This window comes from Streptomyces sp. NPDC006925 (assembly GCF_042869575.1).
Lineage (GTDB): Bacteria > Actinomycetota > Actinomycetes > Streptomycetales > Streptomycetaceae > Streptomyces.
Genome location: NZ_JBIAGB010000023.1, coordinates 82305 through 108535 on the forward strand (window position 1 = coordinate 82305; position 26231 = coordinate 108535).

23 protein-coding genes are annotated in these 26231 nt (G+C 71.6%); 3 read left to right on the plus strand and 20 right to left on the minus strand.

The features are described 5' to 3' along the window. The 6 genes from mltG to rpsD form a co-directional block, all read right to left on the minus strand. A complete protein-coding gene (gene mltG, locus ACFYNS_RS25490; RefSeq protein WP_388605241.1) occupies positions 1–1863 on the minus strand; it encodes an endolytic transglycosylase MltG in 1863 nt (620 codons plus the stop codon). A gap of 139 nt (positions 1864–2002) precedes the next feature. Further along, positions 2003–2506, minus strand: a complete 504-nt coding sequence (gene ruvX, locus ACFYNS_RS25495; protein ID WP_388605243.1) for a Holliday junction resolvase RuvX — start codon at positions 2504–2506, stop codon at positions 2003–2005. Further along, complete coding sequence (alaS, locus tag ACFYNS_RS25500) at positions 2506–5181, minus strand: alanine--tRNA ligase (protein WP_360290372.1); 2676 nt, start codon at positions 5179–5181, stop codon at positions 2506–2508. Before alaS ends, ruvX begins: the two co-directional genes overlap by 1 nt. Continuing rightward, the gene (locus ACFYNS_RS25505; protein ID WP_388605245.1) at positions 5181–5594 is read right to left on the minus strand and encodes a DUF6167 family protein; all 414 of its coding nucleotides are present in this window, start codon (positions 5592–5594) and stop codon (positions 5181–5183) included. Before ACFYNS_RS25505 ends, alaS begins: the two co-directional genes overlap by 1 nt. A 6-nt stretch (positions 5595–5600) precedes the next feature. Then, a complete protein-coding gene (locus ACFYNS_RS25510; protein WP_276474285.1) occupies positions 5601–6041 on the minus strand; it encodes a DUF948 domain-containing protein in 441 nt (146 codons plus the stop codon). 251 nt (positions 6042–6292) lie between these two features. Continuing rightward, on the minus strand, positions 6293–6904 hold the full coding sequence (gene rpsD / locus ACFYNS_RS25515; protein ID WP_360290368.1) for a 30S ribosomal protein S4: 612 nt from the start codon (positions 6902–6904) through the stop codon (positions 6293–6295). A gap of 55 nt (positions 6905–6959) precedes the next feature. Here rpsD and ACFYNS_RS25520 point away from each other — a divergent pair, with 55 nt between their 5' ends. Continuing rightward, positions 6960–7763, plus strand: coding sequence for a DUF2470 domain-containing protein (locus ACFYNS_RS25520; RefSeq protein ID WP_360290366.1), 804 nt, complete (start codon positions 6960–6962; stop codon positions 7761–7763). Positions 7764–7933: 170 nt separating this feature from the next. Here ACFYNS_RS25520 and ACFYNS_RS25525 read toward each other — a convergent pair whose 3' ends face one another. The 4 genes from ACFYNS_RS25525 to ACFYNS_RS25540 all read right to left on the minus strand — a co-directional run bounded on the left by ACFYNS_RS25525 (position 7934) and on the right by ACFYNS_RS25540 (position 12060). Then, complete coding sequence (locus ACFYNS_RS25525; RefSeq protein ID WP_360290364.1) at positions 7934–9289, minus strand: replication-associated recombination protein A; 1356 nt, start codon at positions 9287–9289, stop codon at positions 7934–7936. A 68-nt stretch (positions 9290–9357) separates the two neighbouring features. Beyond that, positions 9358–9993, minus strand: a complete 636-nt coding sequence (locus tag ACFYNS_RS25530) for a vitamin K epoxide reductase family protein (RefSeq protein WP_360290362.1) — start codon at positions 9991–9993, stop codon at positions 9358–9360. 67 nt (positions 9994–10060) lie between these two features. After that, positions 10061–11323 (minus strand): histidine--tRNA ligase, encoded by a 1263-nt coding sequence (gene hisS / locus ACFYNS_RS25535; RefSeq protein ID WP_388605248.1) that lies wholly within the window; start codon positions 11321–11323, stop codon positions 10061–10063. Positions 11324–11334: 11 nt separating this feature from the next. Next, complete coding sequence (locus ACFYNS_RS25540) at positions 11335–12060, minus strand: MBL fold metallo-hydrolase (RefSeq protein WP_075000326.1); 726 nt, start codon at positions 12058–12060, stop codon at positions 11335–11337. Positions 12061–12273: 213 nt separating this feature from the next. Here ACFYNS_RS25540 and ACFYNS_RS25545 point away from each other — a divergent pair, with 213 nt between their 5' ends. Both ACFYNS_RS25545 and ACFYNS_RS25550 read left to right on the plus strand, forming a co-directional pair. Beyond that, positions 12274–13092 carry a peptidylprolyl isomerase gene (locus ACFYNS_RS25545; RefSeq protein ID WP_360290426.1) on the plus strand — a complete coding sequence of 273 codons (819 nt, stop codon included), beginning with the start codon at positions 12274–12276 and terminating at the stop codon, positions 13090–13092. A 193-nt stretch (positions 13093–13285) separates the two neighbouring features. Continuing rightward, entirely contained in the window at positions 13286–14515 is a 1230-nt protein-coding gene (locus tag ACFYNS_RS25550) for a DUF349 domain-containing protein (RefSeq protein ID WP_388605250.1), read from the plus strand. Positions 14516–14799: 284 nt separating this feature from the next. On the opposite strand, the gene ACFYNS_RS25555 is transcribed toward ACFYNS_RS25550, so the two are convergent. The 10 genes from ACFYNS_RS25555 to pdxT form a co-directional block, all read right to left on the minus strand. Continuing rightward, on the minus strand, positions 14800–17397 hold the full coding sequence (locus tag ACFYNS_RS25555) for a bifunctional (p)ppGpp synthetase/guanosine-3',5'-bis(diphosphate) 3'-pyrophosphohydrolase (RefSeq protein WP_360290355.1): 2598 nt from the start codon (positions 17395–17397) through the stop codon (positions 14800–14802). Positions 17398–17632: 235 nt separating this feature from the next. After that, the gene (locus tag ACFYNS_RS25560; RefSeq protein ID WP_360290353.1) at positions 17633–18217 is read right to left on the minus strand and encodes an adenine phosphoribosyltransferase; all 585 of its coding nucleotides are present in this window, start codon (positions 18215–18217) and stop codon (positions 17633–17635) included. A 4-nt stretch (positions 18218–18221) separates the two neighbouring features. Further along, the gene (gene secF / locus ACFYNS_RS25565) at positions 18222–19406 is read right to left on the minus strand and encodes a protein translocase subunit SecF (RefSeq protein WP_360290351.1); all 1185 of its coding nucleotides are present in this window, start codon (positions 19404–19406) and stop codon (positions 18222–18224) included. A 1-nt stretch (position 19407) separates the two neighbouring features. Continuing rightward, positions 19408–21210 carry a protein translocase subunit SecD gene (gene secD, locus ACFYNS_RS25570; protein ID WP_388605253.1) on the minus strand — a complete coding sequence of 601 codons (1803 nt, stop codon included), beginning with the start codon at positions 21208–21210 and terminating at the stop codon, positions 19408–19410. Positions 21211–21348: 138 nt separating this feature from the next. Next, the gene (gene yajC, locus ACFYNS_RS25575; RefSeq protein WP_360298482.1) at positions 21349–21897 is read right to left on the minus strand and encodes a preprotein translocase subunit YajC; all 549 of its coding nucleotides are present in this window, start codon (positions 21895–21897) and stop codon (positions 21349–21351) included. Positions 21898–22061: 164 nt separating this feature from the next. After that, the gene (gene ruvB, locus ACFYNS_RS25580; RefSeq protein ID WP_360298480.1) at positions 22062–23120 is read right to left on the minus strand and encodes a Holliday junction branch migration DNA helicase RuvB; all 1059 of its coding nucleotides are present in this window, start codon (positions 23118–23120) and stop codon (positions 22062–22064) included. 4 nt (positions 23121–23124) lie between these two features. Beyond that, positions 23125–23748, minus strand: coding sequence for a Holliday junction branch migration protein RuvA (gene ruvA / locus ACFYNS_RS25585; protein ID WP_360298477.1), 624 nt, complete (start codon positions 23746–23748; stop codon positions 23125–23127). Beyond that, positions 23745–24329 carry a crossover junction endodeoxyribonuclease RuvC gene (gene ruvC / locus ACFYNS_RS25590; RefSeq protein ID WP_388605256.1) on the minus strand — a complete coding sequence of 195 codons (585 nt, stop codon included), beginning with the start codon at positions 24327–24329 and terminating at the stop codon, positions 23745–23747. Before ruvC ends, ruvA begins: the two co-directional genes overlap by 4 nt. Positions 24330–24602: 273 nt before the next feature. Then, the gene (locus ACFYNS_RS25595; protein WP_360298471.1) at positions 24603–25355 is read right to left on the minus strand and encodes a YebC/PmpR family DNA-binding transcriptional regulator; all 753 of its coding nucleotides are present in this window, start codon (positions 25353–25355) and stop codon (positions 24603–24605) included. A gap of 59 nt (positions 25356–25414) precedes the next feature. Beyond that, on the minus strand, positions 25415–26005 hold the full coding sequence (gene pdxT, locus ACFYNS_RS25600; protein ID WP_360298488.1) for a pyridoxal 5'-phosphate synthase glutaminase subunit PdxT: 591 nt from the start codon (positions 26003–26005) through the stop codon (positions 25415–25417). Between the last annotated feature and the right edge of the window lie 226 nt (positions 26006–26231).

The window sequence follows — 26231 nt, forward strand, 5'->3', positions numbered from 1 at the left end:
TTACTTCTTGCGCTGTTCCTTGTTGAAGTCTTCGACGTTCTTCTGGTGTTCCCGCGCGCTGTCGGTAAAGCGGGTGTCGCCGGGCTTGACCGTGACGAAGTACAGCCAGTCGCCCTCGGTCGGCTTGAGCGCCGCTTCGATGGCCTGGTGCCCGGGGTTGCCGATCGGGCCCGGCGGGAGCCCCTTGTGCAGGTAGGTGTTGTACGGCGAGGGGTACTTGGTGTCGGCCACCGAGGTGTTCAGGGTCGAGCGCCCCATCGCGTAGTTGATGGTGGAGTCGAAGCCCAGCCGCATGTCCTTCTCGAGCCGGTTGTGGATGACGCGGGAGACCTTGCCGAACTCGTGGTCCTGCTGGGCCTCCGCCTGGACGAGCGAGGCGATGGTGAGGATCTCCTTCGGGGCCTTGCCGCTCTTCTCGGCCTTCTCCTCCAGCCCGGTCCTGGCGTACTCGGACTCGGCCCGCTTGACCATCTTGCGCAGCACGTCCCGCGGCTTGCTCTCCTTGCCGATGCTGTACTTGGAGGGGAAGAGGAAACCTTCCGGCTTGCCGTCCGCCCAGTCGGGCAGGCCGATGTCGCCGGACTCGGCGGCCTTCTTCGTGGTCCCCTTCGCCACGTCCAGCTTCTTGTCGATCTCGGCGTAGATCTTCGAGGCCCGCCAGCCCTCGACGACGATGAGGCCGTTCTGACTGGCCGGGTCGAGCATCATCGCCACGGCGTCCGCGCCGGACATCCGCTTGCGGAGCGTGTAGGTACCGGCCTGGATGCTCTGCGCCTTCTCGTTTCCGTCGGCTGCTTCCACGAAGGCACCGGGGCTCTTGACCACGCCCCCCTTCTCGAGGACCTGCCCCATCTCGGCGAGCGAGGCGCCCTCCGGGATGTCGACCATGACCTCGCCGGAACCGCTGCCCGAGTAGTCGGGAGCCGCCCCGAAGTGGCTCTGGTAGAAGTCGTGGCCGACATACCCGACGACCCCCACCCCCGCCACGAGGGCGACGGCGATGACCAGCCCGCAGCCGCGCCGGCCCTTGGTCCTGCCGCCGCGCTCCCGGCCCCGGCGGCCCCGATCGCCGTGCTCGTCGTGGTCCCCGAAGTCGCCGTCTTCGTCGTAGTCCTCGTCGCGGTCCGCGAAGAAGGCGTGCTCGCCCTGGTCCGGGCCCGGGTCCCAGCCCGTCTCCGGGTCCGGTTCCGGCGCCTCCCGCGGCCGGGGCACCGGCTGCTGCTGCGGGTCCGCGGGGGCATGCGGATAGCCGCCCTGCCCCCCGTAGTGGCCGGACTGCGGTCCGGCGGGGTACTCGCCGGTCGGGTACTCGCCGGTCGGGTACTCGCCGGTGTGGTGGTTGCCGGGGAACGGGCCGGAGGGGTACTCACCGGGCGCGTACGGATCGCCGGGGTACTGCGGATGCGGGCCGCCGGCGGGGTACCCGCCCGTGCCGTGGCCCGCGTCGGGGTAGGCACCGGCCGGGTATCCGGGCTGATACCCGCCGGTGGCGTACTCCCCGGTGGCGTACTCCCCGGTCGGGTACTGGCCCGTGGGGTGGCCGCCGGTGCTGTATCCGTCCGCGGCGTAGGGGTCCGCGTAGTGCCCGGCGTGCGGGGGTGCCGGGTACCCGGGGTCGTACCCCGGACCGCCCGCGGGGGCCTGCTGTCCGGTGCCGTCCCAGCCGCCGGGGGCGTACTGCTGCGGGTACTGCTGCTCGGCGTACGGGGACCCGGGGTGGCCGGAATACTGCCCCTGCTGGGGAACCTGCTGCCAGCCGCCCTGGTACCCGGCCTGCTGGGCCGTGTTCCACTCCTGGTCCCCGTAGAGGGGGTCATCAGGGTGCCAGGGTTGGGAGCCATGGCCCTGGTCGTACTCAGTCATCGATCCCCTTGCCACGCGAGAGCGGCAGCCGTGACGCCCCGGAGCTGCCCCGGGGTCCCCGTACGGACGAACTGGGTCCGGGGCGCCGGGTGGGTGCAGCGGCGGCTGCCGTGTCGCGCGGAACGTTACCGTACAGCGATCAGACAACCACTTCGACGCACTGCCCCGGAGGCCGGCCGGAGGTCCGCTCGGTCTCCAGCGCGCTCTGCAGGATCACCACGGCGGCAGCCTGGTCGATGCGTGAACGTCCCTTTTTGGCACCGACCCCGGAGGCCCGCATCCCCTGCGCGGCCGTGACCGTCGACAGCCGTTCGTCGACGAGCCGGACCGGAACGGGTGTGATGTTTTTCGCCAACTCCTGCGCGAAATCACGGACCTTGGCGGCCGCCGGACCCTCGCCACCGTGCAGCGAACGCGGCAGCCCGACGACGACCTCCAACGGCTCGTACTCCGCGACCAGCGCCGCCAGCCGGCGCCGGGCGGCCGGGACGTCCCGGCCCGGGACCGTCTCCACCGGGGTGGCCAGGACCCCGTCGGGGTCGCTGGAGGCGACCCCGATCCTGGCGTCCCCGACATCCACAGCGAGCCGCCGGCCGCGCCGGAAGGGCGCGGCCTCCTCGGACGGCACGGCGCCGGGAACCATCAGGCGTTGCCTCCGGCCTCGGCGACCAGCCGCTCGACCGCGGCCACGGCCTCGTCAACGGCCTCCGGGTTCTGGCCGCCGCCCTGGGCGACGTCCGGCTTGCCGCCGCCACCGCCGCCGAGCGTCTTGGCGGCCGCGCGCACCAGATCACCGGCGCGCAGCCCGGACTCCCTGGCCGCCTCGTTGGTGGCGATGACCGTGAGCGGACGCCCGCCCGTGACGGCGAACAGCGCGACCACGGCGGGGCGGCTGCCGAGCCGCTGGCGGACATCCAGCACCAGGGTGCGCAGGTCGTCGGCCGTGGTGCCGTCCGGCACCCGGGCCGCGGCCAGCGCGGTGCCCCGCACGTCCTTGGCGTCTCCGGCGATCCCCGCGGCGGCCTGCAGCACCTTCTCGGCGCGGAACCGCTCGATCTCCTTCTCGGCGTCCTTCAGCCTGCCCAGCATCCCGGAGACCCGCTCGGGCAGGTCCTCGGAGCGGCCCTTGAGCAGCTCGGTCAGCTGCGAGACGACGGTGTGCTCACGGGCGAGGAACTTGTAGGCGTCCACCCCGACCAGCGCCTCGACGCGGCGCACACCCGAGCCGATGGAGGACTCGCCCAGCAGCTTGACCAGGCCGAGCTGCGCGGTGTTGTGCACGTGCGTGCCGCCGCACAGCTCCTTGGAGAAGTCGCCGATGGTCACCACGCGCACGGTCTGCCCGTACTTCTCGCCGAACTCGGCCAGCGCACCCTGCTTCTTGGCGTCGTCGATGCCCATGTACTCGGCGTGCACGTCCAGCTCGCGGGCCAGCACCTCGTTGATCTTCTGCTCGACGTCGGTGAGCACCGTGCCGGGAACGGCGGCGGGCGAACCGAAGTCGAAGCGGAACCGGCCCGGGGCGTTCTCCGAACCGGCCTGCGCGGCCGTCGGACCGAGCGCGTCGCGCAGCGCCTGATGGGTGAGGTGAGTGGCACTGTGCGCACGGGCGATGGAGCGGCGCCGGTCCCCGTCGATCTCCGCGTAGGCGGACGCGCCGACGGTGACCTCGCCGACCTGGACGGAGCCCTTGTGCACGCTGACACCGGGCACCGGCTGCTGGACGTCGCGCACCTGGACGACGGCGCCGCCCTCCAGCCGGATACGGCCGGTGTCGGCGAGCTGTCCGCCGCCCTCGGCGTAGAACGGGGTGCGGTCCAGGACGACCTCGACCTCGTCGCCCTCGCCGGCGGCGGGTGCGGAGATCCCGTCGACCAACAGACCGACGACCGTGGCCTCGCCGGAGGTGCCGGCGTAGCCGGTGAAGTCGGTGGACCCGGCGGTGTCGGCGATCTCGCGGTAGGCCGACAGGTCGGCGTGGCCGGTCTTCTTCGCCCTGGCGTCGGCCTTGGCGCGGTCCCGCTGCTCCTTCATCAGTCGGCGGAAGCCCTGCTCGTCCACCGACAGCCCCTGCTCGGCGGCCATCTCCAGGGTGAGGTCGATGGGGAAGCCCCAGGTGTCGTGGAGCTGGAAGGCCTTGTCGCCGGGCAGTACGGTGCTGCCCGCCTTCCGGGTCTCGGTGACGGCGGTGTCGAGGATGTTGGTACCGGCCCTCAACGTCTTGAGGAAGGCGGCCTCCTCGGCGAGCGCGACGGCCTCGATGCGCTTCCGGTCGGTGATCAGCTCCGGGTACTGCTGACCCATCGTCGTGATGACGACGTCGGTCAGGTCCTCCACGACCGGGCCGGTGGCGCCCAGGATGCGCATGTTGCGGATGGCACGGCGCATGATGCGGCGCAGCACATAGCCGCGGCCCTCGTTGCCGGGGGTGACCCCGTCCCCGATGAGCATGACGGAGGTGCGGATGTGGTCGCAGACCACCCGCAGCGACACGTCGGTGTCCTCCGCGGCGCCGTAGGCGACCCCGGTCAGCGCGGTGGCCTTGTCGATGACAGCGCGCGAGGTGTCGATCTCGTACATGTTGTGCACGCCCTGCAGGACCATCGCCAGGCGTTCCAGGCCGAGCCCGGTGTCGATGTTCTTGCTGGGCAGCTCACCGAGGATCTCGAAGTCGGTCTTGGTGGTGCCCTCGCCGCGCTCGTACTGCATGAACACGAGGTTCCACAGCTCGACGTAGCGCTCGTCGTTGACGGCGGGGCCGCCCTCGGGGCCGAACTCGGGGCCGCGGTCGTAGTTGATCTCCGAGCACGGCCCGCACGGGCCGGGTACGCCCATGGACCAGTAGTTCTCCTCCATCCCCAGGCGCTGGATGCGCTCGGGGGGCACGCCGACGACCTCGCGCCAGATGCGCTCGGCCTCGTCGTCCTGCTCGTAGACGGTGATCCACAGCCGCTCGGGGTCGAGTCCGTAGCCGCCCTGCTCCGGCGAGGACGTCAGCAGCTCCCAGGCGAGCTTCGCGGCCCCCTCCTTGAAGTAGTCGCCGAAGGAGAAGTTGCCGCACATCTGGAAGAAGGTGCCGTGCCGGGTGGTCTTGCCGACCTCTTCGATGTCCGGCGTCCGCACGCACTTCTGCACACTGGTGGCCCGCTGCCAGGGCGGGGTGACCTCGCCCAGGAAGTACGGCTTGAACGGCACCATGCCGGCGGGGACCAGCAGCAGCGTCGGGTCGTCCGCGATCAGCGACGCCGATGGCACCACATGGTGCCCCCGCTCCTCGAAGAAGCGCAGCCAGCGGCGGCGGATTTCAGCCGACTCCATCAGTGGTCCTCATTCCGGTCGTTCGGGTGGTTGGAGGTGGACTGGTGGTCCTGGTCGTCCTGGTGGGCGGGGAGCGCACCGCCGGGCTGCCGGGCGGCCTGCCCGCGCAGCACCGGCCGCTCCTGCTGCCGCGGGAGCGGGGCGGACGGCCCGGCCGGCAGCTCCCGGTACCGGTCGGCGTCCTCGGGGGCCGACAGGCCGAGCGCGTCCTTGAGTTCGCCCTCCCGCTGCGCCATGCCCGCGCGCACGTCGAGTGCGAACTCCCTCAGCCGGTGGCCGCCTTCGACGGCCTTGTCGGCGGCGCGCAGCGCCAGCGCGTCCGGCGCGAGGCTGCGGATCTTGCGCTGGACCTTGGTGGTGGCCCAGACACCGGCTGCGGCGCCGGTGGTGAACCAGAAGGCTCGGCGGATCATCCGGGCTCAGCCCCTTCCACGCTTGCGGCCGCCGCGGCGGGCGGCCGGTACGGTGCGGCCGACGACCACGCCTCGGCCCGCGCGCGGCTCCCGCTCCGATCCGTCCTTGCGCCCCAGTGCGCGGCGTACGCCGTAGCCGAAGGCCGCGACCTTGACGAGCGGGCCGCCGAAGGTGGTCGAGACGGTGGAGGAGAGCGCAGAGGCGTTGGAGGTGACCTCCTGGACGTCCGTCGCGATGGCGTCGACGCGGTCGAGCTGGGTCTGCGCGGAACGGACGGTCGCCGACGCCTCTCCCAGGAGGGGGACCGCCTGTTCCGTCACGCCTGTCACCAGCTTGGTCGCCGCCCTGAGCGTCTGCGCGAGCCTCACCAGCACGACGGCGAGGAACGACACCAGGATCGCCCAGAAGACGGCCACGAGGAGGCCGGCCACTTCTCCACCGGACACGCTGCACCGCTTCCCTTGAGGTCATGGGGGTCGGCCGCCGCTCGCCGGGTGGCCGACCGCGGCGGCGTACGCGGTACCGACCTTATCGCGCCGGACCGCCGCGTCCGTACCGCATTCCGGGGCGGCGCGGGCGCACCGCTCCAGCACGTCCGCGCCGCGGGGCGCCCGGGAACGCCGCAGCCCGCCGTGCCCGTACCGGAAGGAACCGGCGTCGGGCAGGCGGGCTGGCGGGGCCGACCGCAGCGGAACGGTCAGCGGGCGTAGTACTCGACCACGAGCTGCTCGTCGCAGATCACCGGGATCTCCTTGCGGTTGGGGTCCCGGTCCAGACGGAAGGCGAGTGCCTGCAGGTTGACCTGGAGGTAGCGCGGGGTCTCGCCCTCGCCCGCGTAGCCGCCCTCGCGGGCGACCTGGAAGGGGTGCTTGCTGCGGCTGCGCTCGCGGACCATCACCACGTCGTCGGGACGGACGCGGAAGGAGGGCTTGTCGACCTTCCGGTCGTTGACCGCGATGTGGCCGTGCACCACCATCTGCCGGGCCTGGTAGATCGTGCGGGCCAGGCCGGAGCGGAGCACGAGCGCGTCCAGCCGCCGCTCCAGCTCGATGACCAGGGCCTCACCCGTCTTGACCCCGGTCTTGCGGGCGCGGTCGTAGGCGCGGCGCATCTGGCTCTCGCTGATGTCGTACTGGGCGCGCAGCCGCTGCTTCTCCAGCAGCCGGACCTTGTAGTCACTGTTCTGCTTGCGGCCCCGGCCGTGCTCCCCGGGCGGGTACGGGCGCTGTTCGAAGTACTTGACGGCCTTCGGGGTCAGCGCGACGCCCAGGGCACGCGACTTCTTGACCTTGGGACGCGACTGGTTCACGTTGAACGGACCTCCGTGTAAGTTAGGTGAGCCTTACCTTAGCTGAGGAGCACGCATGTTTCGACCTGGGATCCCCCTGCCCGGCACCGACGCCGAGGAGGAACAGCCGCGTCCCGTGGAAGACGCCCGGCAGCCGACCGCCGCCGAACGCGTACGAACCCTCGCACAATCCAGCGTATCCGCCCTGCTGACCATTCCCGGAGCCGAGCCCGACCTGCGGGAACCCGGCTCCGGCATGCCCCAGACCCGCACCGTCACCCCGGAGGGCGACGTCCTGCTGCTGGTCGCCGCGGACTCGCCGGAGGCCCGGATGAGCGCGTACGCGCAGGACGACGACCTCACCGCGGTGATGGAGATCACGGATGTGGCACCCGTCTCCGTGCCGCACCGGGTGCGGGGCCGCGCCTGGATCGCCGGCTGGCTCACCCCGGTACGCGGCGAGGACCGCGCGGCCTGCGCCCGGCTGCTCGCCGAAGCGGCCCCCGCGGCTCCGGTCGCGGGGACCTCACGGCGGATGCTGCGGCTGGAGGTCGGCGAGTGCTGGATCGACGACCTGTGGGGCGCGGAGTCCGTGGAGCCCGACGCCTTCGCCGCCGCCGCGCCCGACCCGCTCGCCGACCACGAGGCGGAGCTGCTGCAGCACCTGGCCGCCGCCCACCGGGAGCAGGTGCACGGGCTGTGCGCCTGCCAGGGGTGGGAGCAGGCGGTCCCGGTGGCGCTCGACCGGTTCGGGCTGCGGGTGCGGGGCTGGAGTGCGCAAGGAGCCTGCGCTGACGCCCGCTTCGACTTCGCCGAGCCGGTCGGCACGGTGGCCGAGCTGCGCCACGCGATGCACGGGCTGTTCACCGCGGGCGGCTGACGGACCCGCCCGCGGGAACCCGAGAGCGGCCCGGCGGCTGCCGCGGGCTGTGCGGCGCCGGAGCCGGACCATGGCGCGGCCGCGGCGCGGTCGGCGTCCGTGGTCCGGCTCCGGGCCCGGCGCGGCCGGCGGACGAGGCGGGCTGCGGCGCGCCCGTCCCGTCCCGCGGTTCAGTCCTCCTCGCCGCGCAGCCGGGCGCGGACCCGGTCGGCGATGTCGGCGTAGCGGGCCTCGGCGCCGTAGCGGGTGGGTTCGTAGTACCGCCGCCCGTGCACCGCGTCGGGTGCGTACTGCTGGGCTGCGATCCCGCCCGGCAGGTCGTGCGGGTACTGGTAGCCCGCGCCGTGGCCGAGCTTCTGCGAGCCCTGGTAATGGCTGTCCCGCAGATGTGCCGGAACAGGCCCGGCCAGCCCCGCGCGGACGTCCGCGAGTGCCGCGTCGACCGCGAGGTAGGCAGCGTTCGACTTGGGTGCGAGGGCGAGCGCGACCGTGGCCTGGCCGAGGGTGATCCGCGCCTCGGGGAAGCCGATCATGGCGACGGCCTGCGCCGCGGCGACCGCCGTCTGCAGCGCCGTCGGATCCGCCAGCCCGATGTCCTCGCTCGCGGAGATCATCAGGCGCCGTGCGATGAACCGGGGGTCCTCGCCGGCCTCGATCATCCGCGCGAGGTAGTGCAGCGCGGCGTCCACATCGGAGCCACGGATGGACTTGATCAGCGCACTGGCCACGTCGTAGTGCTGGTCCCCGGCACGGTCGTACTTCACCGCGGCCCGGTCGACCGCCTCCTCCACCGTGGCCAGCGAGATCGCGGACTCGCCCTTGGCGAGCGCCGCGCCCGCGCCCGCCTCCAGCGCCGTCAGCGCCCGCCGGGCATCGCCCCCGGCGATCCGCAGCAGATGCGCCTCGGAGTCCTCGGGGAGCGTCACCTGAGCCGCCAGGCCCCGCTCCTCGGTCAGGGCGCGGCGCAGCAGCCCGCGGACGTCCTCGTCGGTCAGCGGCTCCAGCGTCAGCAGCAGCGAGCGGGACAGCAGCGGGGAGATCACCGAGAAGTAGGGGTTCTCGGTGGTGGCCGCGATCAGGGTCACCCAGCGGTTCTCCACCGCGGGCAGCAGGGAGTCCTGCTGGGCCTTGCTGAAGCGGTGGATCTCGTCGAGGAAGAGGACGGTGTCCTTGCCGTAGGCGCCGGAGGCGCGGCGCGCGCCGTCGATGACACTGCGTACTTCCTTGACCCCGGCGGTGATCGCCGACAGCTCCACGAACCGCTTGTCGGTGGCCTGGCTGACCACATAGGCCAGGGTCGTCTTCCCGGTGCCCGGCGGTCCCCACAGCAGCACGGACGAGGTTCCGGCCGGGCCGCCGCCGCCCTCCCCCACCAGGCGGCGCAGCGGAGATCCGGGGCGCAGCAGATGCTGCTGCCCCACGACCTCGTCCAGGGTGCGCGGGCGCATCCGGACGGCGAGGGGGCTGGCCGACGGGTCCTTCGCCTGGCGGTCCTCTGCTGCTGCGGTGAATAGGTCGGGCTCCACGACGGAAACCCTAAGTCAGCCCGCCGACAGTCGCGGCACCCAGCCCGCCGGACCGCGCGGAGCCGGCCTCAGCCGGTCCAGAAGTCCCACCAGCGGGTCAGCACCAGGATGCCGATCACCCCGATGTGCAGCACCGGCACCACCCACGGAAACTCGTCCGCGAAGCCGCGCACCGCCGCGGGAGCCGGCAGGAAACCGCTGCGGACGTTGTGCGCGGTCACATACCAGAACATGATGATCGTCGCGACCCACGCCAGGGAGCACCACAGGCACAGGTTCCCGATGGTGTACAGCGACTCGTACTGGAGCCAGGTCACGAAGCCGACGCCGAACAGACAGCCCGCGTTGAAGGTCAGCCAGTACCAGCGGGGGAAGGCGGCGCGGGTGAGCAGGGTGACGCCGACGCAGATGACGATGCCGTAGGCCACCAGCCCGATCATCGGGTTGGGCGCGCCGAAGGCCGAAGCCTGGTCGCTCTGCATGATGTTGCCGCAGGCGACGACCGGGTTGATGCTGCACGCCGGCTTGAAGTCCTTGTTCTCCAGGAGTTCGAACTTGTCGAGCGTGATCACCCAGGCCGCGAGCAGCCCCGCGGCTGCGGTGACGATGAGCATCCAGGAGAAGGCCCGGCTCGCTCCGACGGCACCCCCCTTCGGTGCGTTCGCGCCCGTGTGCGCCTCGTCGAGGGGTGCCGTCGTCGTCATAGCCGTTCTCGTCCCGTCATCAGGTCATGGCCGGTTGGGGCACATTCTGCCCCAACCGGCCCGCCGGTCACCGCAGCTCGGCTCGTACTTCGGCCACCACCCGGTCCAGCGGGAGGGCCTGCTGCTCGCCGCTGGCGAGGTCCTTGAGCTGGGCCACGCCCTCGGCGAGGTCGCGGTCCCCGAGCAGCAGCGCGAACCGGGCCCCGGAGCGGTCGGCCGATTTCATGGCGTTCTTCATGCCCTTGCCGCCGTAGGCCAGATCGGCCGCTACGCCTTCCCGGCGCAGCTCGGTGACCAGCCGGAAGAGCGCACGGCGTGCCTCGTCACCGAGCGGCACCGCGAACAGCTCGGTGGCCGGGGCCAGTTCGAGCTCGACCTCTTCGGCCTCCAGCGCCAGGACCGTGCGATCCACTCCCAGGGCCCAGCCGACGGACGGCAGCGCGGGACCGCCGATCATCTCGGAGAGGCCGTCGTACCGGCCGCCGCCGCCGATGGCCGACTGCGCGCCGAGGCCGTCGTGGACGAACTCGAAAGTGGTACGCGTGTAGTAGTCGAGTCCGCGCACCAGCCCGGGATCGTCCTCGAAGGGCACACCCGCCTCGGTGAGCAGCGCACGCACCTCCTCGTGGAACGCCTTGCACTCCGCGCACAGGTGGTCGCGCATCATCGGCGCACCGGCCAACTGCCGCCGCACGCTCTCCCGCTTGTCGTCCAGCACCCGCAGCGGGTTGATGTCGATCCGGGCGCGGGTGTCCTCGTCCAGGTCGAGGCCGCGCAGGAAGTCCTGGAGCGCAGCGCGGTAGACGGGGCGGCAGGTGCGGTCGCCGAGCGAGTTGAGCAGCAGCCGGAAGCCGGTCAGCCCCAGCGAGCGGTACGCGTCGCAGGCGAGGACGATCAACTCGGCGTCGAGCGTGGGGTCCTCGGTACCCACCGCTTCGGCCCCCACCTGCGAGAAGTGGCGGTAGCGCCCCTTCTGCGGGCGCTCGTAGCGGTAGTAGGAGCCCGAATACCACAGCTTCACCGGGAGATTGCCCGCCCGGTGCAGGTTGGCCTCCAGCGCGGCGCGCAGCACCGAAGCGGTGCCCTCGGGGCGCAGCGCCAACTCGTCGCCGCCCTTGGTGGTGAGGGTGTACATCTCCTTGGTCACGATGTCGGTGGACTCGCCGACTCCGCGTGCGAACAGCTCGACGCTCTCGAACCCGGGCGTCTCCACATATCCGTAGCCGGACCTGCGCAGCGGCGCGGCGATGGCCTCGCGCACGGCGAGATACCTCGCGGAGTCGGGCGGCAGGAGATCGTAGGTGCCCTTGGGGGCCTTGAAGGTGCTCATGTGGCTTCTCGTCACATTCCTCGTCGCGGGGCGGCCGCGGCGTCGCTGCCGCCGCCTCCCGGGCCGTGCTCCGCCACCTGTCGCAGAAAGGGGTTGGTGGCGCGCTCGCGGCCGATGGTCGTCTGGTGCATGTGCCCGGGCAGGACCACGGTCTCGTCCTCCAGCGGAAGGCACACGCGCGCCAGGGAGCGGAGGATCTCGTCCGGGTCGCCGCCGGGCAGATCGGTGCGTCCGATGGAGCCGGGGAACAGCAGGTCGCCCGAGAACAGCACCGGCGGGACATCCGCCTGCTCGGGCATCCGGAAGGTCACCGACCCCTTGGTATGGCCGGGAGCGTGCGCGACGCTCAGCTCCAGCCCCGCCAGGTCCAGGACCGCGCCGTCGGAGAGCTCCGCCACGTCGTCCGGCTCGCCGACCGTCAGCTCGCCCATCAGAGGCTGCCCGATCGTCATCCCCAGCGCCTTCTCCGGGTCGCTCATCATGTAGCGGTCGTCCGGGTGGATCCAGGCGGGTACGCCGTGCGCGCCGCAGACCGGGACGACGGACGCCACATGGTCGAGGTGGCCGTGCGTGAGGATCACCGCGACCGGCTTGAGCCGGTGCTTGGCGACGGCCTCCTCGACACCCTGCGCGGCCTGGTGGCCCGGATCGATGATCACGCACTCCTCGCCGGCGGCGGGGGCGACCAGGTAGCAGTTGGTCCCCCAGGCCCCGGCGGGGAACCCGGCAACGAGCACGATCGTCCTTCATTCGTCCGACAGCGGGAGCGGCGACGCGGCCGGGCAGGCCGTTCGCCGGTCAGGAGCTGCCAGCCTACCGGCGCGGGGGCGCGCGGAGCCAACCAGTAGCGGCGGCGCGTACCCGTGAGGGTGGCGTATACGGTACGTGAGGTCCCGCAGGTGCGACGCCTCGAAGACGCCCTCGCCAGACGCCTCGAAGGAGACGAGACCGTGGTCAGCAGTGAGCAGCGCAGAAAGCAGCTCGCCCGTGAGAAGTACGCGCGGCAGCTCAAGCGGCGGGAGGCGGCCCGCCGCAAGGCCCGCATACGCAACATATCGATCGCCCTCGGCCTGGTGATCGTGCTGGCCGCGGGCGGAGCCTACGCCGCCTCGGGCGGGCTGAACGGCGACAAGAAGAAGGACGAGTCCGACAGCGCCGCCGACCAGCCCTCCGCGCCGCCCACCAGCAAGGCTCCGGACCCCTGCGACAAGCCGGCCAAGGGCAAGCCCACCGGCAAGCAGTGGAAGAAGGAGCCGGCCATGAAGGTGGACGAGTCGGCGACCTACACCATGCAGCTGAGCACCACCTGCGGCGAGATCGACATCACCATGGACGCCGGCGAGGCCCCGCACACGGTCAACTCCTTCGACTTCCTGGCGGGCGAGAAGTTCTTCGACCACACCGCCTGCCACCGGATGACCGGCCCGCCCCAGCAGCTGTCCGTGCTGCAGTGCGGCGACCCGACCGGCACCGGCAGCGGCGATCCCGGCTACGAGCTGCCCGACGAGAACCTCAAGGGCGCGGAGTACCCGGCGGGTACCGTCGCGATGGCCAACAGCGGCCCCGACACCGGCGGCAGCCAGTTCTTCCTCGTCTACGAGGACAGCGAGCTGCCGCCCAAGTACACACCGTTCGGCAAGGTATCCGACTCCGGCATGAAGGTGCTGAAGAAGATCGCCAAGGCCGGGCTGACCCCGATGCGGGTCCAGGGCGACGGGCGGCCCAACGCCACCGTGGTGATCGACAAGGCCACGGTCAGCAAGTCCTGACGCTCGCCCGGTCTCCGGCCGGGTGGAGCGCCCACGACCGTCGCCGCCCGCGCGGTACCGTTCCCGACCGGCAAATTCGCCGCCGGCCGGATGCGGACAGCGCGGGCGCCGGTCGCCTATGTTGGCTGTGACGAGAACCGTGAACGATGCCGGGGGGCCACAGTCCCTCCGGGCATCTTGTGGAGGAGGCGCTGTGAGCAGCGACCCGTGGGGCCGCGTCGACGACGCGGGGACTGTGTACGTGCGTACGGCGGAGGGCGAGAAGGTCGTCGGGTCCTGGCAGGCGGGTTCGCCGGACGAGGCCCTCGCCTACTTCCAGCGCAAGTACGACGGTCTGGTCGTGGAGATCGACCTGCTTGAGCGCCGGGTGAGGACCACGGATCTGGCGGCCAAGGACGCCGAAGCCGCCATCGCGCACCTGCGCGAACAGGTGGACGCGCACCACGCCGTCGGCGACCTGGACGCGCTGCGCACCAGGCTCGACAAGCTCACCGAGGGCGTCGAGAAGCGCCGTGAGGAGCGCAGGGCCCGCAAGGTGCAGCAGGCCGAAGAGGCACGCCGGGCCAAGGAGGAGCTGGTCGCCGAGGCGGAGGAGCTGGCGGGCAGCGAGCAGTGGCGGGCCGCCGGGGAGCGGCTGCGGGCGCTGGTCGACACCTGGAAGGGCCTGCCGCGGCTGGACCGCAAGAGCGACGACGAGCTGTGGCACCGCTTCTCGCACGCGCGCTCGGCCTTCTCCAAGCGCCGCAAGGCGCACTTCGCGCAGTTGGACGCGCAGCGCGAGGAGGCACGGCAGCGCAAGGAGAAGCTGGTCACGGAGGCCGAGGCACTCTCCGGCTCGCGGGACTGGGGTCCCACCGCGGCCAAGTACCGCGAGCTGATGCAGGAGTGGAAGGCCGCCGGGCGGGCGCAGCGGGAGCACGAGGACGACCTGTGGGCCCGGTTCCGCGGCGCCCAGGACGTCTTCTTCCAGGCCCGCAGTGAGGTCTTCGCCGAGCGCGACAGCGAGCAGCGGGAGAACCTCGCGCGCAAGGAGGAGCTGGCCGCCGAGGCGGAGAAGCTGCTCCCGGTCACCGACCTGAAGGCCGCGCGGAGCACCTTCCGCGCGCTCAACGAGCGCTGGGACGCCGTCGGGCACGTGCCGCGGGACGCGCGACCGAAGGTCGAGGGGCGGATGCACACGGTCGAGCGGGCCATCCAGGAGGCCGAGGAAGCCGAGTGGCGGCGCAGCAACCCCGAGGCGCGGGCCCGTGCCGAGGGGCTGACCGGTCAGCTCCAGGACGCGGTGGACAAGCTGCGCGACCAGATCGACAAGGCCCGTGCTGCGGGGAACACCGCGAAGGTGGCCAAGCTGGAGCGCGAGCTGGAGGGCCGCCAGGCCCTCCTGGACCAGGCGCAGAAGGGCCTGCAGGAGTTCGGCGGCTGAGGGCTTCCGCGGGGCGGCGGTGCCCCGGCCCCGCCGCCCCGCGTCCCGCTGTCCCGGTTCGGCCTCCCGCTGTCGCGGATCGGTGTACCGCTGTCCGGATCGGTGTACCGCTGTCGCGGTTCGGCTCGCCCGTCTGTGCGGAGGCACCGGCCCATCGGAACCCCGGCCGGACCGGGTTCCGGCAGGGCGCCGACCGGGCACGGCCCCGTGTGCGCGCCGGAGAGCGCCCGGCGCGGCCGGAACTGCTGCGGGGAGCCCGGGCTGCCGGGCCTCGCTGTCCCCGGCTACTGCGGGCGCCTCGCCGAGGTGACGCGATAGACGTCGTAGACGCCCTCGACGCCGCGGACGGCCTTCAGCACATGTCCGAGGTGCTTGGGATCGCCCATCTCGAAGGTGAACCGGGAGATCGCGACCCGGTCGCGGGAGGTCTGCACCGCGGCCGAGAGGATGTTGACGTGCTGGTCGGACAGCACCCGGGTGACGTCCGAGAGCAGGCGGGAGCGGTCCAGCGCCTCGACCTGGATGGCGACCAGGAAGACCGAGGACTGGGTGGGCGCCCACTCGACCTCCAGGATCCGCTCGGGCTCCCGGGTGAGGGAGTCGACGTTCACACAGTCGGCGCGGTGCACCGAGACACCGTTGCCGCGGGTGACGAATCCGATGATCGGATCACCGGGCACGGGCGTGCAGCAGCGGGCCAGCTTGACCCACACGTCGGAGCCGGCGCCCTTGACGACGACGCCGGGGTCGGCGTTGGAGCGGCGCCGGGTGCTGCGCGCGGGCATCGGCGGCGCGGTCTCGGCGATGTCCTCCTTGGCCTCGTCCTCGCCGCCGAGCGCCTGCACCAGCTTGTGGCAGACGTGCTGGGCGGAGACGTGGCCCTCGCCGATGGCGGCGTAGAGCGCCGAGATGTCCGGGTAGCGCATCTCGTGCGCGAGAGTGACCAGCGAGTCGCCGGTCAGGATGCGCTGGATGGGCAGGTTCTGCTTGCGCATGGCCCGCGCGATGGCGTCCTTGCCCTGCTCGATCGCCTCGTCGCGCCGCTCACGGGTGAACCAGGCGCGGATCTTGTTGCGGGCACGGGGTGACTTGACGAAGCCGAGCCAGTCCCGCGAGGGCCCGGCACCGGCCGCCTTGGAGGTGAAGACCTCGACGGTGTCGCCGTTGTCGAGGGTGGACTCCAGCGGCACCAGACGGCCGTTGACGCGGGCGCCGATCGTCCGGTGGCCGACCTCGGTGTGGACGGCGTAGGCGAAGTCGACGGGGGTGGCGCTCGCCGGGAGCGCTATCACGTCGCCCTTGGGCGTGAAGACGAAGACCTCGTTGCGGGACAGATCGAACCGCAGGGACTCCAGGAACTCGCCGGGGTCCTCGGTCTCCTTCTGCCAGTCGAGCAGCTGGCGCAGCCACGACATGTCGTTGACCGTCTCGTCCGCGGCACCGCCCTTGCCCGCGCCCTTGGGCGCGTCGGTGCGGACCTTGGAGGCACCGGCGACCGCCTGCTGCTTGTACTTCCAGTGCGCGGCGATGCCGTACTCGGCGCGGCGGTGCATGTCGAAGGTGCGGATCTGCAGTTCGACGGGCTTGCCGCCGGGCCCTATGACCGTCGTGTGCAGCGACTGGTACATGTTGAACTTGGGCATCGCGATGTAGTCCTTGAACCGCCCCGGAACCGGGTTCCACCGGGCGTGGATGGTCCCCAGCGCGGCGTAGCAGTCGCGGACGGTGTCCACCAGGACGCGGATGCCCACCAGGTCGTAGATCTCCGCGAAGTCCCGGCCGCGGACGATCATCTTCTGGTAGACGCTGTAGTAGTGCTTCGGCCGCCCGGTGACGGTCGCCTTGATGCGCGCCGCCCGCAGGTCGGCCTGGACCTCGTCGGTGACGACGGCCAGGTACTCGTCCCGCTTGGGCGCCCGCTCGGCGACCAGCCGGACGATCTCGTCGTACATCTTGGGGTAGAGGATCGCGAACGCGAGGTCCTCCAGCTCCCACTTGATGGTGTTCATACCCAGCCGGTGGGCGAGCGGGGCGAAGATCTCCAGCGTCTCGCGGGCCTTCTGCTCCTGCTTGGAACGCTTGAGATAGCGCATCGTGCGCATGTTGTGGAGCCGGTCGGCGAGCTTGATGACCAGGACGCGGGGATCCTTGGCCATCGCGACGACCATCTTGCGCACCGTCTCGGCCTGGGCGGCCTCGCCGAACTTGACCTTGTCCAACTTGGTGACGCCGTCGACCAGGAGCGCCACCTGATCGCCGAAGTCCCGGCGCAGGGTGTCGAGCCCGTACTCGGTGTCCTCGACCGTGTCGTGCAGCAGCCCGGCCATCAGCGTGGCCGGGTCCATGCCCAGCTCGGCGAGGATCGTGGTGACGGCCAGCGGGTGGGTGATGTACGGGTCGCCGCTCTTGCGCTTCTGGCCCCGGTGCCAGCGCTCGGCCACCTGGTAGGCGCGCTCGATCTGGCGCAGCGTGGAGGACTCGATCTTGGGGTCGTTGCTGCGCACGATCCGCAGCAGCGGTTCCAGCACCGGGTTGAACGGGCTCGACCGCTGCACGCCCAGACGCGCCAGACGGGCGCGTACGCGGTTGGAGGAGCCGGAGCGGCCCGACACTCCGGAGACTGCGCGCGCGGGCGCCACACGGTCGCGAGCGCCGTCCTCGGCGCCCTTGGCGCGGTCCCCGCCCTTGCCACCGCGCGGTGGGGCGGCGGGGGTGCCGGACTGCTGCCCGGCGTGGTCCTGTGCACCGGAGCGGCCGCCGTTCCCGCTCTTCGAGGGCAGCCCGCCGTCGGCCGCGGCGCCGGACCGCTGCCGGGCCGCCTCGTCGGCGGCCTCCGCTTCCTGGCGCTGAGCGGCGGTGAGCTGCTGGGCCTCGTCTGGCAAGAGCACTCCTCGGTGGACCGCAGGTCGGACTGCCATGGTAGCCACCCCGACCGGACCGGGCCCTCCCGGACGGCGAAGCGGTGGACCCGCGGCCGCCGCGGGCCGCGCGGCCGGGCCCGGGGGGACGGCGCAGGCGGCCACCCTCCCCGGCTCGGCCCGGGTACTCCCGGGGGAACCGTATCGGGTGACCGCCTGGCGCCGGCCGGGGCCGGGGGGGTCGGTCGGGGACCTCGGCTCAGACGCTGACGAGGACGTCGAGCGGCGCACCGGCCAGGGCCCGCTCCACCCGCTCCCGCCCTTCGAGGAAGCCGAGCTCCAGCAGTATGGCCACGCCCGCGACCTCGGCACCGGTGCGCCTGATCAGCTCGACGGACGCTTCGGCGGTGCCGCCGGTGGCCAGTACGTCGTCGATCACCAGCACCCGGTCGCCCTCCGCGAGCCCCGAGGCGTGCACCTCGATCTGGGCGCTGCCGTACTCCAGGTCGTACGCCTGGGAGAGGGTGGCGCCGGGGAGCTTGCCGGACTTGCGCACGGGGACGAAGCCGATGCCCGAGCGGACGGCGGCGGGGGCGCCGAGGATGAACCCGCGCGCCTCGAGGCCGACGATCTTCGTCGCCCGGTGCCGCTCGGCGAGCCCGGCGAACGCGTCCGTGAGGACGGCGAACGCCCGGGCGTCGGCGAGCAGCGGGGTGATGTCCTTGAACATCACTCCGGGCTTGGGGTAGTCGGGCACATCATGGATTCGGCTGGTCAGCAGCTCCCGCACCTCGGCGGGGACAGGCAGGGCCGACGAGGCCGGCGAGGAATCCGTGGCACTCATCGGCTCACCTGCGCTTTCCGGACGGCCTGCCGCGGCCTCGGCCGCGGGAGGGCGGCTGGCGGCGCTGGCCCCCGACTCCCGCACCGGCGGCGGCGGGACCACCGCCGCGGCCGTTGTCCACGGAGACCGGCGGGCGGACGCCGCCCCCGCCTCCGCCGTCGCCCGGCTCGTCGCCGGGGTCCTCGCCCTGCTCGTCGTCCGGCTCGTTCGCCTCCCGCTCGGCGGCCTTGAGGCGCTTGTTCCGCACCCGCTTGGCGAGGGCCTTCATCTCGGGCTGGCGCTCCTTGAAGTCGGCCACCAGCGGGGTCGCGATGAAGATCGAGGAGTAGGCGCCGGCGGCCAGACCGACGAACAGCGAGAGCGCGATGTCGTTGAGCATGCCGCCACCGAGCATGCCGCCGCCGATGAACAGCAGACCGGCCACCGGCAGCAGCGCGACGACGGTGGTGTTGATGGAACGCACCAGCGTGCCGTTGATGCTGCGGTTGGCGATCTCGCTGTAGGTGTACTTGGTCTGCTTGGTGACGTTCTTGCTGCTCTCCCGCAGGCCGTCGAAGACCACGACCGTGTCGTAGAGCGAGTAGCCGAGAATCGTCAGCAGACCGATCACCGTGCCCGGGGTGACCTCGAACCCGACGAGCGAGTAGACACCGACGGTGATGGTGATGTCGTGGATCAGGGCGATGAGCGCGGCGAGCGCCATCCGCCACTCGAAGGCGATGGCGAGGTAGATCACCACCAGGATCATGAAGATCCCGAGTCCCTGCCACGCCTTGTTGGCGATCTGCTCGCCCCAGCTGGGACCGACCAGCTGGGCGTCGATCTTCTCCGGGTTCACCTTCAGCTCGTCGGCCAGCTCCTCCTTGACCTGGGTGGAGGTCTTGGTGTCGACGCTGGCGATCTGCACGCGCTTACCGCCGTCGCCCAGCTCCTGGACGATGGCCGTGTGCCCGGAGACCCGCTCGGCGGCCTCCGTGGTCTGCTGCACGGACGCCGAGGTCTTGGGCGTGGTGAAGACCGCACCGCCCTCGAACTCGATCCCCATGTTCAGGCCGCGGACCACGACCCCGACGATGGCCGTGATGGTGATCAGGATCGAGAGGCCGTACCAGAGCTTGCGGTGCCCGATGAAGTCGTAACCGACCTCACCGCGGTACAGCCGGGCGCCGAGAGTGCCGAGACGGGACACCTCAGACCTCCTTCGGGTCGGTGCTGACGGTGCGGCGGCCGCGCCGCAGCGGGGGCCGGGCTCCGAGCCGCTTGGGATCGAGTCCGGACCAGGGGTGCCCGTCGGCGAAGAACGGCTTGCGGGCGAGCAGCGTCATGACCGGCTTGGTGAAGAAGAAGACCACGACGACGTCGAGCGCGGTGGTCAGACCGAGAGTGAAGGCGAAGCCCTGCACCTTGCCGACCGAGACGATGAACAGGACCGCCGCGGCCAGGAACGAGACGAAGTCGGAGACCAGGATGGTGCGGCGGGCGCGCGGCCAGGCGCGCTCGACCGCGGGCCGCAGCGTGCGGCCCTCCCGTACCTCGTCCCGGATGCGTTCGAAGTAGACGATGAACGAGTCGGCCGTGATGCCGATGGCGACGATGGCGCCGCAGACCGCGGGGAGGTTGAGCGCGAAACTCATCGCCGGCCCCAGCAGCGTCATGATCGAGTACGTCATGGCCGCCGAGACGAGCAGGCTGAGGATGGCGATCAGCGAGAGGCCGCGGTAGTAGGCGACGAGGTAGACGATCACCAGCGCGAGCCCGATGGCGCCCGCGATGAGGCCCGCCTTGAGCTGGTCGCTGCCGAGCGCCGCGGTCACCGTGGTGACGTCCGACTCCTCGAAGGAGAGCGGCAGCGCACCGTAGGAGAGGATATTGCCCAGCTCCTCGGCGGACTCCTGGGTGAAGCTGCCGGAGATCTCCGCGTTGTTGGTCAGCTTCTGGTTGACGGTCGGGGCCGACTGGACCTGGCCGTCGAGCGCGATGGCGAACTGGTTCTGCGGCTGCGGCTTCTTCATCAGCTTGCCGGTGATCTCACCGAACTGGTCGGAGCCCTTGTCGCTGAACGACATCTGGACGATCCACTGACCGCGCTGCTGGTCGAAGACGGCCTTGGCCTTGCTGACGTTCTTGCCCTGCACGGCGACCGGACCGAGCGCGTACTTGATCGGGTCGTTGGCGTCGCAGGCGACGATCGGCTCGGAACCCTTGGTGCTCGCGGCCTTCTCGCTGGCCTTGGCGCGGGCCTCCTTGGTGGTGCAGTCGAGCGCGTTCAGCTGCTTGGCCAGCGCGGCCGGTACGCCGGGCTGCTGCGGCTGCTGGGGCGGCGCCGTGGGCGGCGGGCTCTTCTTGCCGCCGGACTCGCTCGCCGAGGGAGTGGGGCTCTTGTCCGTCGTGGCGGTCCTGGCCTTCAGCCCCTCGGTCACGGCCCGACCCTGACCGGAGGAGTCGGAGGAGGGATTCGCCTGGTCGCCCTGGCTGCCCTGCTCCTTCTCGTCCTTCTTATCCTTCTGGTCCTGGCTCTTGTCCTGCTTGCCGGAGCCGGAGGGCGAGGGGGACGAGGAGGGCTGGGGCTGCTGGGGCTTCCCGACCTGGGCCAGCGTCAGCACGGGCCGGAATGCGAGCTGCGCCGTGGTGCCCACCTGCTTGCGCGCCTGCTTGGAGTTGGTGCCCTTGGGGATGTTGACGATGATGTGCCGGTCGCCCTGGGTCTGGACCTCGGCCTCCGTCACACCGAGACCGTTGACGCGCCGCTCGATGATGCCGACGGCGGTGTTCATGTTGGTCTTGTTGATCGCGTCGGGCTTGCCCGGCTGATTCTTCGCCTCAAGGGTGATGCTGGTGCCACCCGCCAGGTCGATGCCCAGCCGGGGCGTCTTGTGGCCCGAGGCGAACATCCCCGCGACCAGCCCGGCCGTGATCACCAGAATCAGCCCTAGGGAGCGCCATGGCCTCCCCTTGGCGCCGGAGGCCCTGCGACCCCTTTTCGGTGCTGCCACCTTCTCGTCTCTCCCTGTCCAACCGCCCGTGCCGCCCCCGCGAGTTCGGCCGGGCGCGGCACAGCGGCGCGCGAAGTGGTCTGTGGACGTGCTACGCCGCCGGACCCGGTCCTCTCCCCCAGCCCGGCGGCGCTGACCTTACTTGGAGTCGGCGTCCTCGTCCCGCTTGGCGTCCTCGGCCTCGGCGGTGTCGGCCTTCGCCGCGTCCGCGCCCTTCGGCTCGTCGGACGCGTCGGCGGACTCCTCGCCCTCCTGCTTCCCGGCCTCCCCGGCGGCGTCGGCGTCGCCGTCGGCGTCCTTCTTCCGCAGGTCGGGCTTCGCGTCGGAGGAGGCGTCGTCCTCGTCCCGGGTCAGCGAGGACGCGTCGTCCGGGACGACGGTGTCGACGTCGAACTCCTCGCCCTCGGGACCGTTCGTGATGCGGTCGAACTCCTCGTCGGAGAGCACGGCGCCGATGGCGTTCTTGGCGAAGAGCGCGTGCGTGCCGGGCTCGATCTCCACGAGGACGCTGTCCTCGCGGATCTCCTTGACGACGGCGTACATGCCCCCGATGGTGCGGATGCCCGTGCCAGGCTGCATCTGGTCACGCATCTCAGCGGCCTGACGCTGCTTCTTCTTGGCGGAGCGAGTCATCAGGAACATGGCCCCGATGATCACAATGAACGGGAGCAGAGCAATAGGATCCACGGCGGAAGATATTCCTTCGCATGGCCGCGTCTCAGCGGCCTGGGTATTCGGGGTGGGCAAGCCTCCGCTAAGGGAGGGCGTCGGCGGAGTCTAAGCGAGCCTTCGCCGATGGAACAACGTCAAGCATGGCACCGAGGTTCCCCGCCCGACGAGTCTCCGCGCCGTCACGCTCCGAACAGGCCCGGTTGTCCCGGCCCTCCGGAAACCGGCCCCGAGGACTGCTGGGGCGGGGTGAGACCCAGGTGAGTCCATGCGGCCGGAGTGGCCACGCGGCCACGCGGAGTACGGGCCAGCAACCCCTCGCGCACGAGGAACGGCTCAGCCACTTCCTCCACTGTCTCACGCTCCTCGCCGACCGCGACGGCAAGCGTGGAGAGGCCGACGGGACCACCGCCGAAGAGCTTCAGCAGCGAGCCGAGCACGGCGCGGTCGAGCCGGTCGAGACCGCGCCCGTCCACCTCGTAGACCTCCAGCGCGGCGCCGGCCACCTCACGGGTGATGACGCCGTCCGCCTTGACCTGTGCGTAGTCCCGCACTCTGCGCAGCAACCGGTTGGCGATCCGCGGCGTGCCCCGGGAGCGCCCGGCGATCTCGACCGCGCCCTCCGGATCCGTGCGCACCTCCAGCAGCTCGGCGGAGCGGTGAACGACCTGCTCCAGTTCGGCGGGCTCGTAGAACTCCATGTGCGCCGTGAAGCCGAAGCGGTCCCGCAGCGGCGGCGGCAGCAGCCCGGCCCGGGTGGTGGCGCCCACCAGCGTGAAGGGCGGCAGCTCCAGCGGGATCGCCGTCGCACCCGGCCCCTTGCCGACGATCACGTCGACCCGGAAGTCCTCCATGGCCATGTAGAGCATCTCCTCGGCCGGACGGGACATCCGGTGGATCTCGTCCAGAAAGAGCACCTCGCCCTCCTGGAGGGAGGAGAGGATCGCCGCGAGATCGCCCGCGTGCTGGATGGCCGGGCCGGAGGTGATGCGGATGGGGGCGCCCATCTCCGCCGCGATGATCATCGACAGCGTGGTCTTGCCGAGCCCGGGCGCGCCGGACAGCAGGACATGGTCGGCGGTGCCGCCGCGAGCGCGCGCGGCACGCAGCACCAGATCGAGCTGCTCGCGCACCTTGGGCTGCCCGATGAACTCGCCCAACTGCTTGGGACGCAGCGCGGCTTCGACCGCCTGCTCGTCACCGTCGACCTCGGCGTCGACGAGCCGTTCCTCGGAACTCATCGCGTCACCGTGCCCGGTTCAGGGACTGCAGGGCGGCCTTCAACAGCACACCGACCTGGGGCTCGGCCCCTTCCGCGGCAACCGCCTCGGCCTGCGGTGCGACAGCCGTGACGGCTTCCTCCGCCTCCTTGGCGGCGTACCCCAGCCCGACCAGCGCCGCGTGCAGCTGTTCCTGCCAGCCCGCGGCCGCCCCGGCCGCGGCACGCGAGGCGGGCACCGCACCCAGCGGCGCTCCGAGCCGGTCCTTCAGCTCCAGCAGCAACTTCTGCGCGCCCTTCTTCCCGATCCCGGGCACGGCGGTCAGCGTCTTCTCGTCCCCGCCGGAGACGGCCAGCCGCAGCGCGTCGGGACTGTGCACCGCGAGCATCGCCTGAGCGAGCCGGGGCCCCACCCCGCTGGCGGTCTGCAGCAGTTCGAAGGTCTGCCGCTCGTCCTCGTCGGCGAACCCGTACAGGGTCAGCGAGTCCTCCCGCACGACCAGCGAGGTGGCGAGCCTGGCCTGCTCGCCGGTACGCAGCCCGGCGAGGGTGCCGGGGGTGCACTGGACCGCCATGCCGACCCCGCCGACCTCGATCACGGCGGAGTCGGGGCCGAGCGCGGCGACGGATCCCGAGACGGAGGCGATCATCGGACTGTGCCTTTCGTGCGGTGCTGCGGACTACCGGACTGCGGACGCCGGGTCGGCGCGGAGCGGGCCGGCTCCCGGGCGGCGAGGGCCTGCTGCAGCCGGTTCTGCGCGGGGCCCCGCCAGATGTGGCAGACCGCGAGGGCCAGTGCGTCGGCCGCGTCGGCGGGCTTCGGCGGGGCGGACAACCCGAGCAGGCGCGTCACCATCGCGCCGACCTGGGCCTTGTCGGCCCGCCCCGAACCGGTGACCGCGGCCTTGACCTCGCTGGGCGTGTGCAGCGCCACGGGCAGCCCGCGCCGGGCCGCGCACAGCATGGCAACAGCGCTGGCCTGCGCGGTGCCCATGACCGTGCGCACGTTGTGCTGGCTGAACACCCGCTCCACGGCGACCGCTTCGGGACGGTGCTCGTCCAGCCACTCCTCCAGCCCGCGCTCGATCAGCACCAGCCGGTCGGGGATCTCCGCCTCGGCGGGCGTGCGGACCACGCCGACGCCCGCCATGGTCAGCCGCCGCCCGGCCACCCCGTCGACCACGCCGACACCACAGCGGGTCAGCCCGGGATCGACCCCCAGCACACGCAATGCCCTCCCCCTCTCCGTACGCCCTGCGCAATCGTCCCTGTGTTCCCGCAGGTTATCGGGAAGCACCGACAGAACGCAGAACCGACGGCCCGGCGGAGGTGTCCCCGCCGGGCCGTCCGGAGCCGTTGCCGACGACCGGGCGCCGATCGCGGGCGCGGCCGCCACCGGGCCGCGACCGCGCCGCGTCCGCGTCACCGCTTACGCGGCAGCGCCGTGTCGCCGCTTACGCGGCAGCGCCGTGTCGCCGCTTACGCGGCAGCGCCGTGTCGCCGCTTACGCGTCGACCTTCGCCATCACATCGTCGGGTACGTCGAAGTTGGCGAAGACGTTCTGCACGTCGTCGCTGTCGTCCAGCGCGTCGATCAGCTTGAAGATCTTGCGCGCGCCGTCCTCGTCCAGCTCGACCTGCATGCTGGGGACGAAGCTCGCCTCGGCGGAGTCGTAGTCCATTCCGGCCTCGACGAGCGCGGTGCGCACCGCGACCAGGTCCGTGGCCTCGCTGATCACCTCGAAGTTCTCACCGAGGTCGTTGACCTCCTCGACACCCGCCTCCAGGACGGCGGCGAGGACGTCGTCCTCGGAGCGGTCGCCCTTCGGGACGATGACGACGCCCTTGCGGTTGAACAGGTAGGAGACCGAACCCGGGTCGGCCATGGAGCCGCCGTTGCGGGTCATGGCGACCCGGACGTCGGAGGCCGCGCGGTTGCGGTTGTCGGTCAGGCACTCGATCAGCACGGCGACACCGTTGGGGCCGTAGCCCTCGTACATGATCGTCTCGTACTCGGCGCCGCCCGCCTCCAGGCCCGCGCCGCGCTTGACCGCGCTGTCGATGTTCTTGTTGGGAACCGACTGCTTCTTCGCCTTCTGGATGGCGTCGTAGAGGGTCGGATTGCCCTCCACGTCAGCCCCGCCCATCCGAGCCGCGACCTCGATGTTCTTGATCAGCTTCGCGAAGAGCTTGCCGCGCTTGGCATCGATCACGGCCTTCTTGTGCTTGGTGGTAGCCCACTTAGAGTGGCCGGACACAGCCTCGCTCCTTCACAGTCCCAACTACTTCTCGACGCGGAGATCCTACCGCCAGCCACTCAGTGTGCCGACCGCACCATCTCCGTGAACAGCGCGTGCACCCGCTGGTCACCGGTGAGCTCCGGATGGAACGCAGTGGCCAGCAGATGGCGCTGCCGGACGGCCACCGGGTGGCCGTCGTAGGAGGCCAGCGTCTCAGCCGCCGCCCCCGTCGACTCCACCCAGGGGGCGCGGATGAAGACCCCCTCCACCGGGCCGCCGGGCACGGCCGGCATGTCGACCGCCGCCTCGAAGGACTCGTTCTGGCGCCCGAAAGCGTTACGGCGGACGATCATGTCGAGGCCGCCGACGGTCTCCTGCCCGGAGCGGGGGTCGAGAATCTTGTCGGCGAGCATGATCATCCCGGCGCAGGAGCCGTAGGCGGGCATCCCCCGGGACACCCGCTCACGCAGCGGTTCCATGAGGCCGAACGTGACCGCGAGCTTGCTGATCGTGGTCGACTCGCCGCCCGGGATGACCAGGCCGTCGACGGCGGCGAGTTCCTCGGGGCGCCGGACCTGCACAGGGTCGGCGCCCGACGCCCGGAGGGCGGCCAGATGCTCGCGGACGTCGCCCTGCAGGGCGAGCACGCCGATGGTCGGCGCAGACACGGTCACGGTGCGGTCCTTCTTCGTCGCTGGGCTGTTCACCGGGCGGAGCCCGGTCCTCGGGCGAAGCCCGGTCCTCGGGCGGACTGGTCCTCGGGCGGCCGGCCGGGGGGCCCCGCCCCGGGGGGCCCACCCCCCCCCCCCGCCCCCGCCGGGGGCCCCCCCCCCGCGGGGGGGGAGCTCCCGCTACCGCCCGGGGGGGGAGGTGTTTCCGAACAATGCCGCGCCC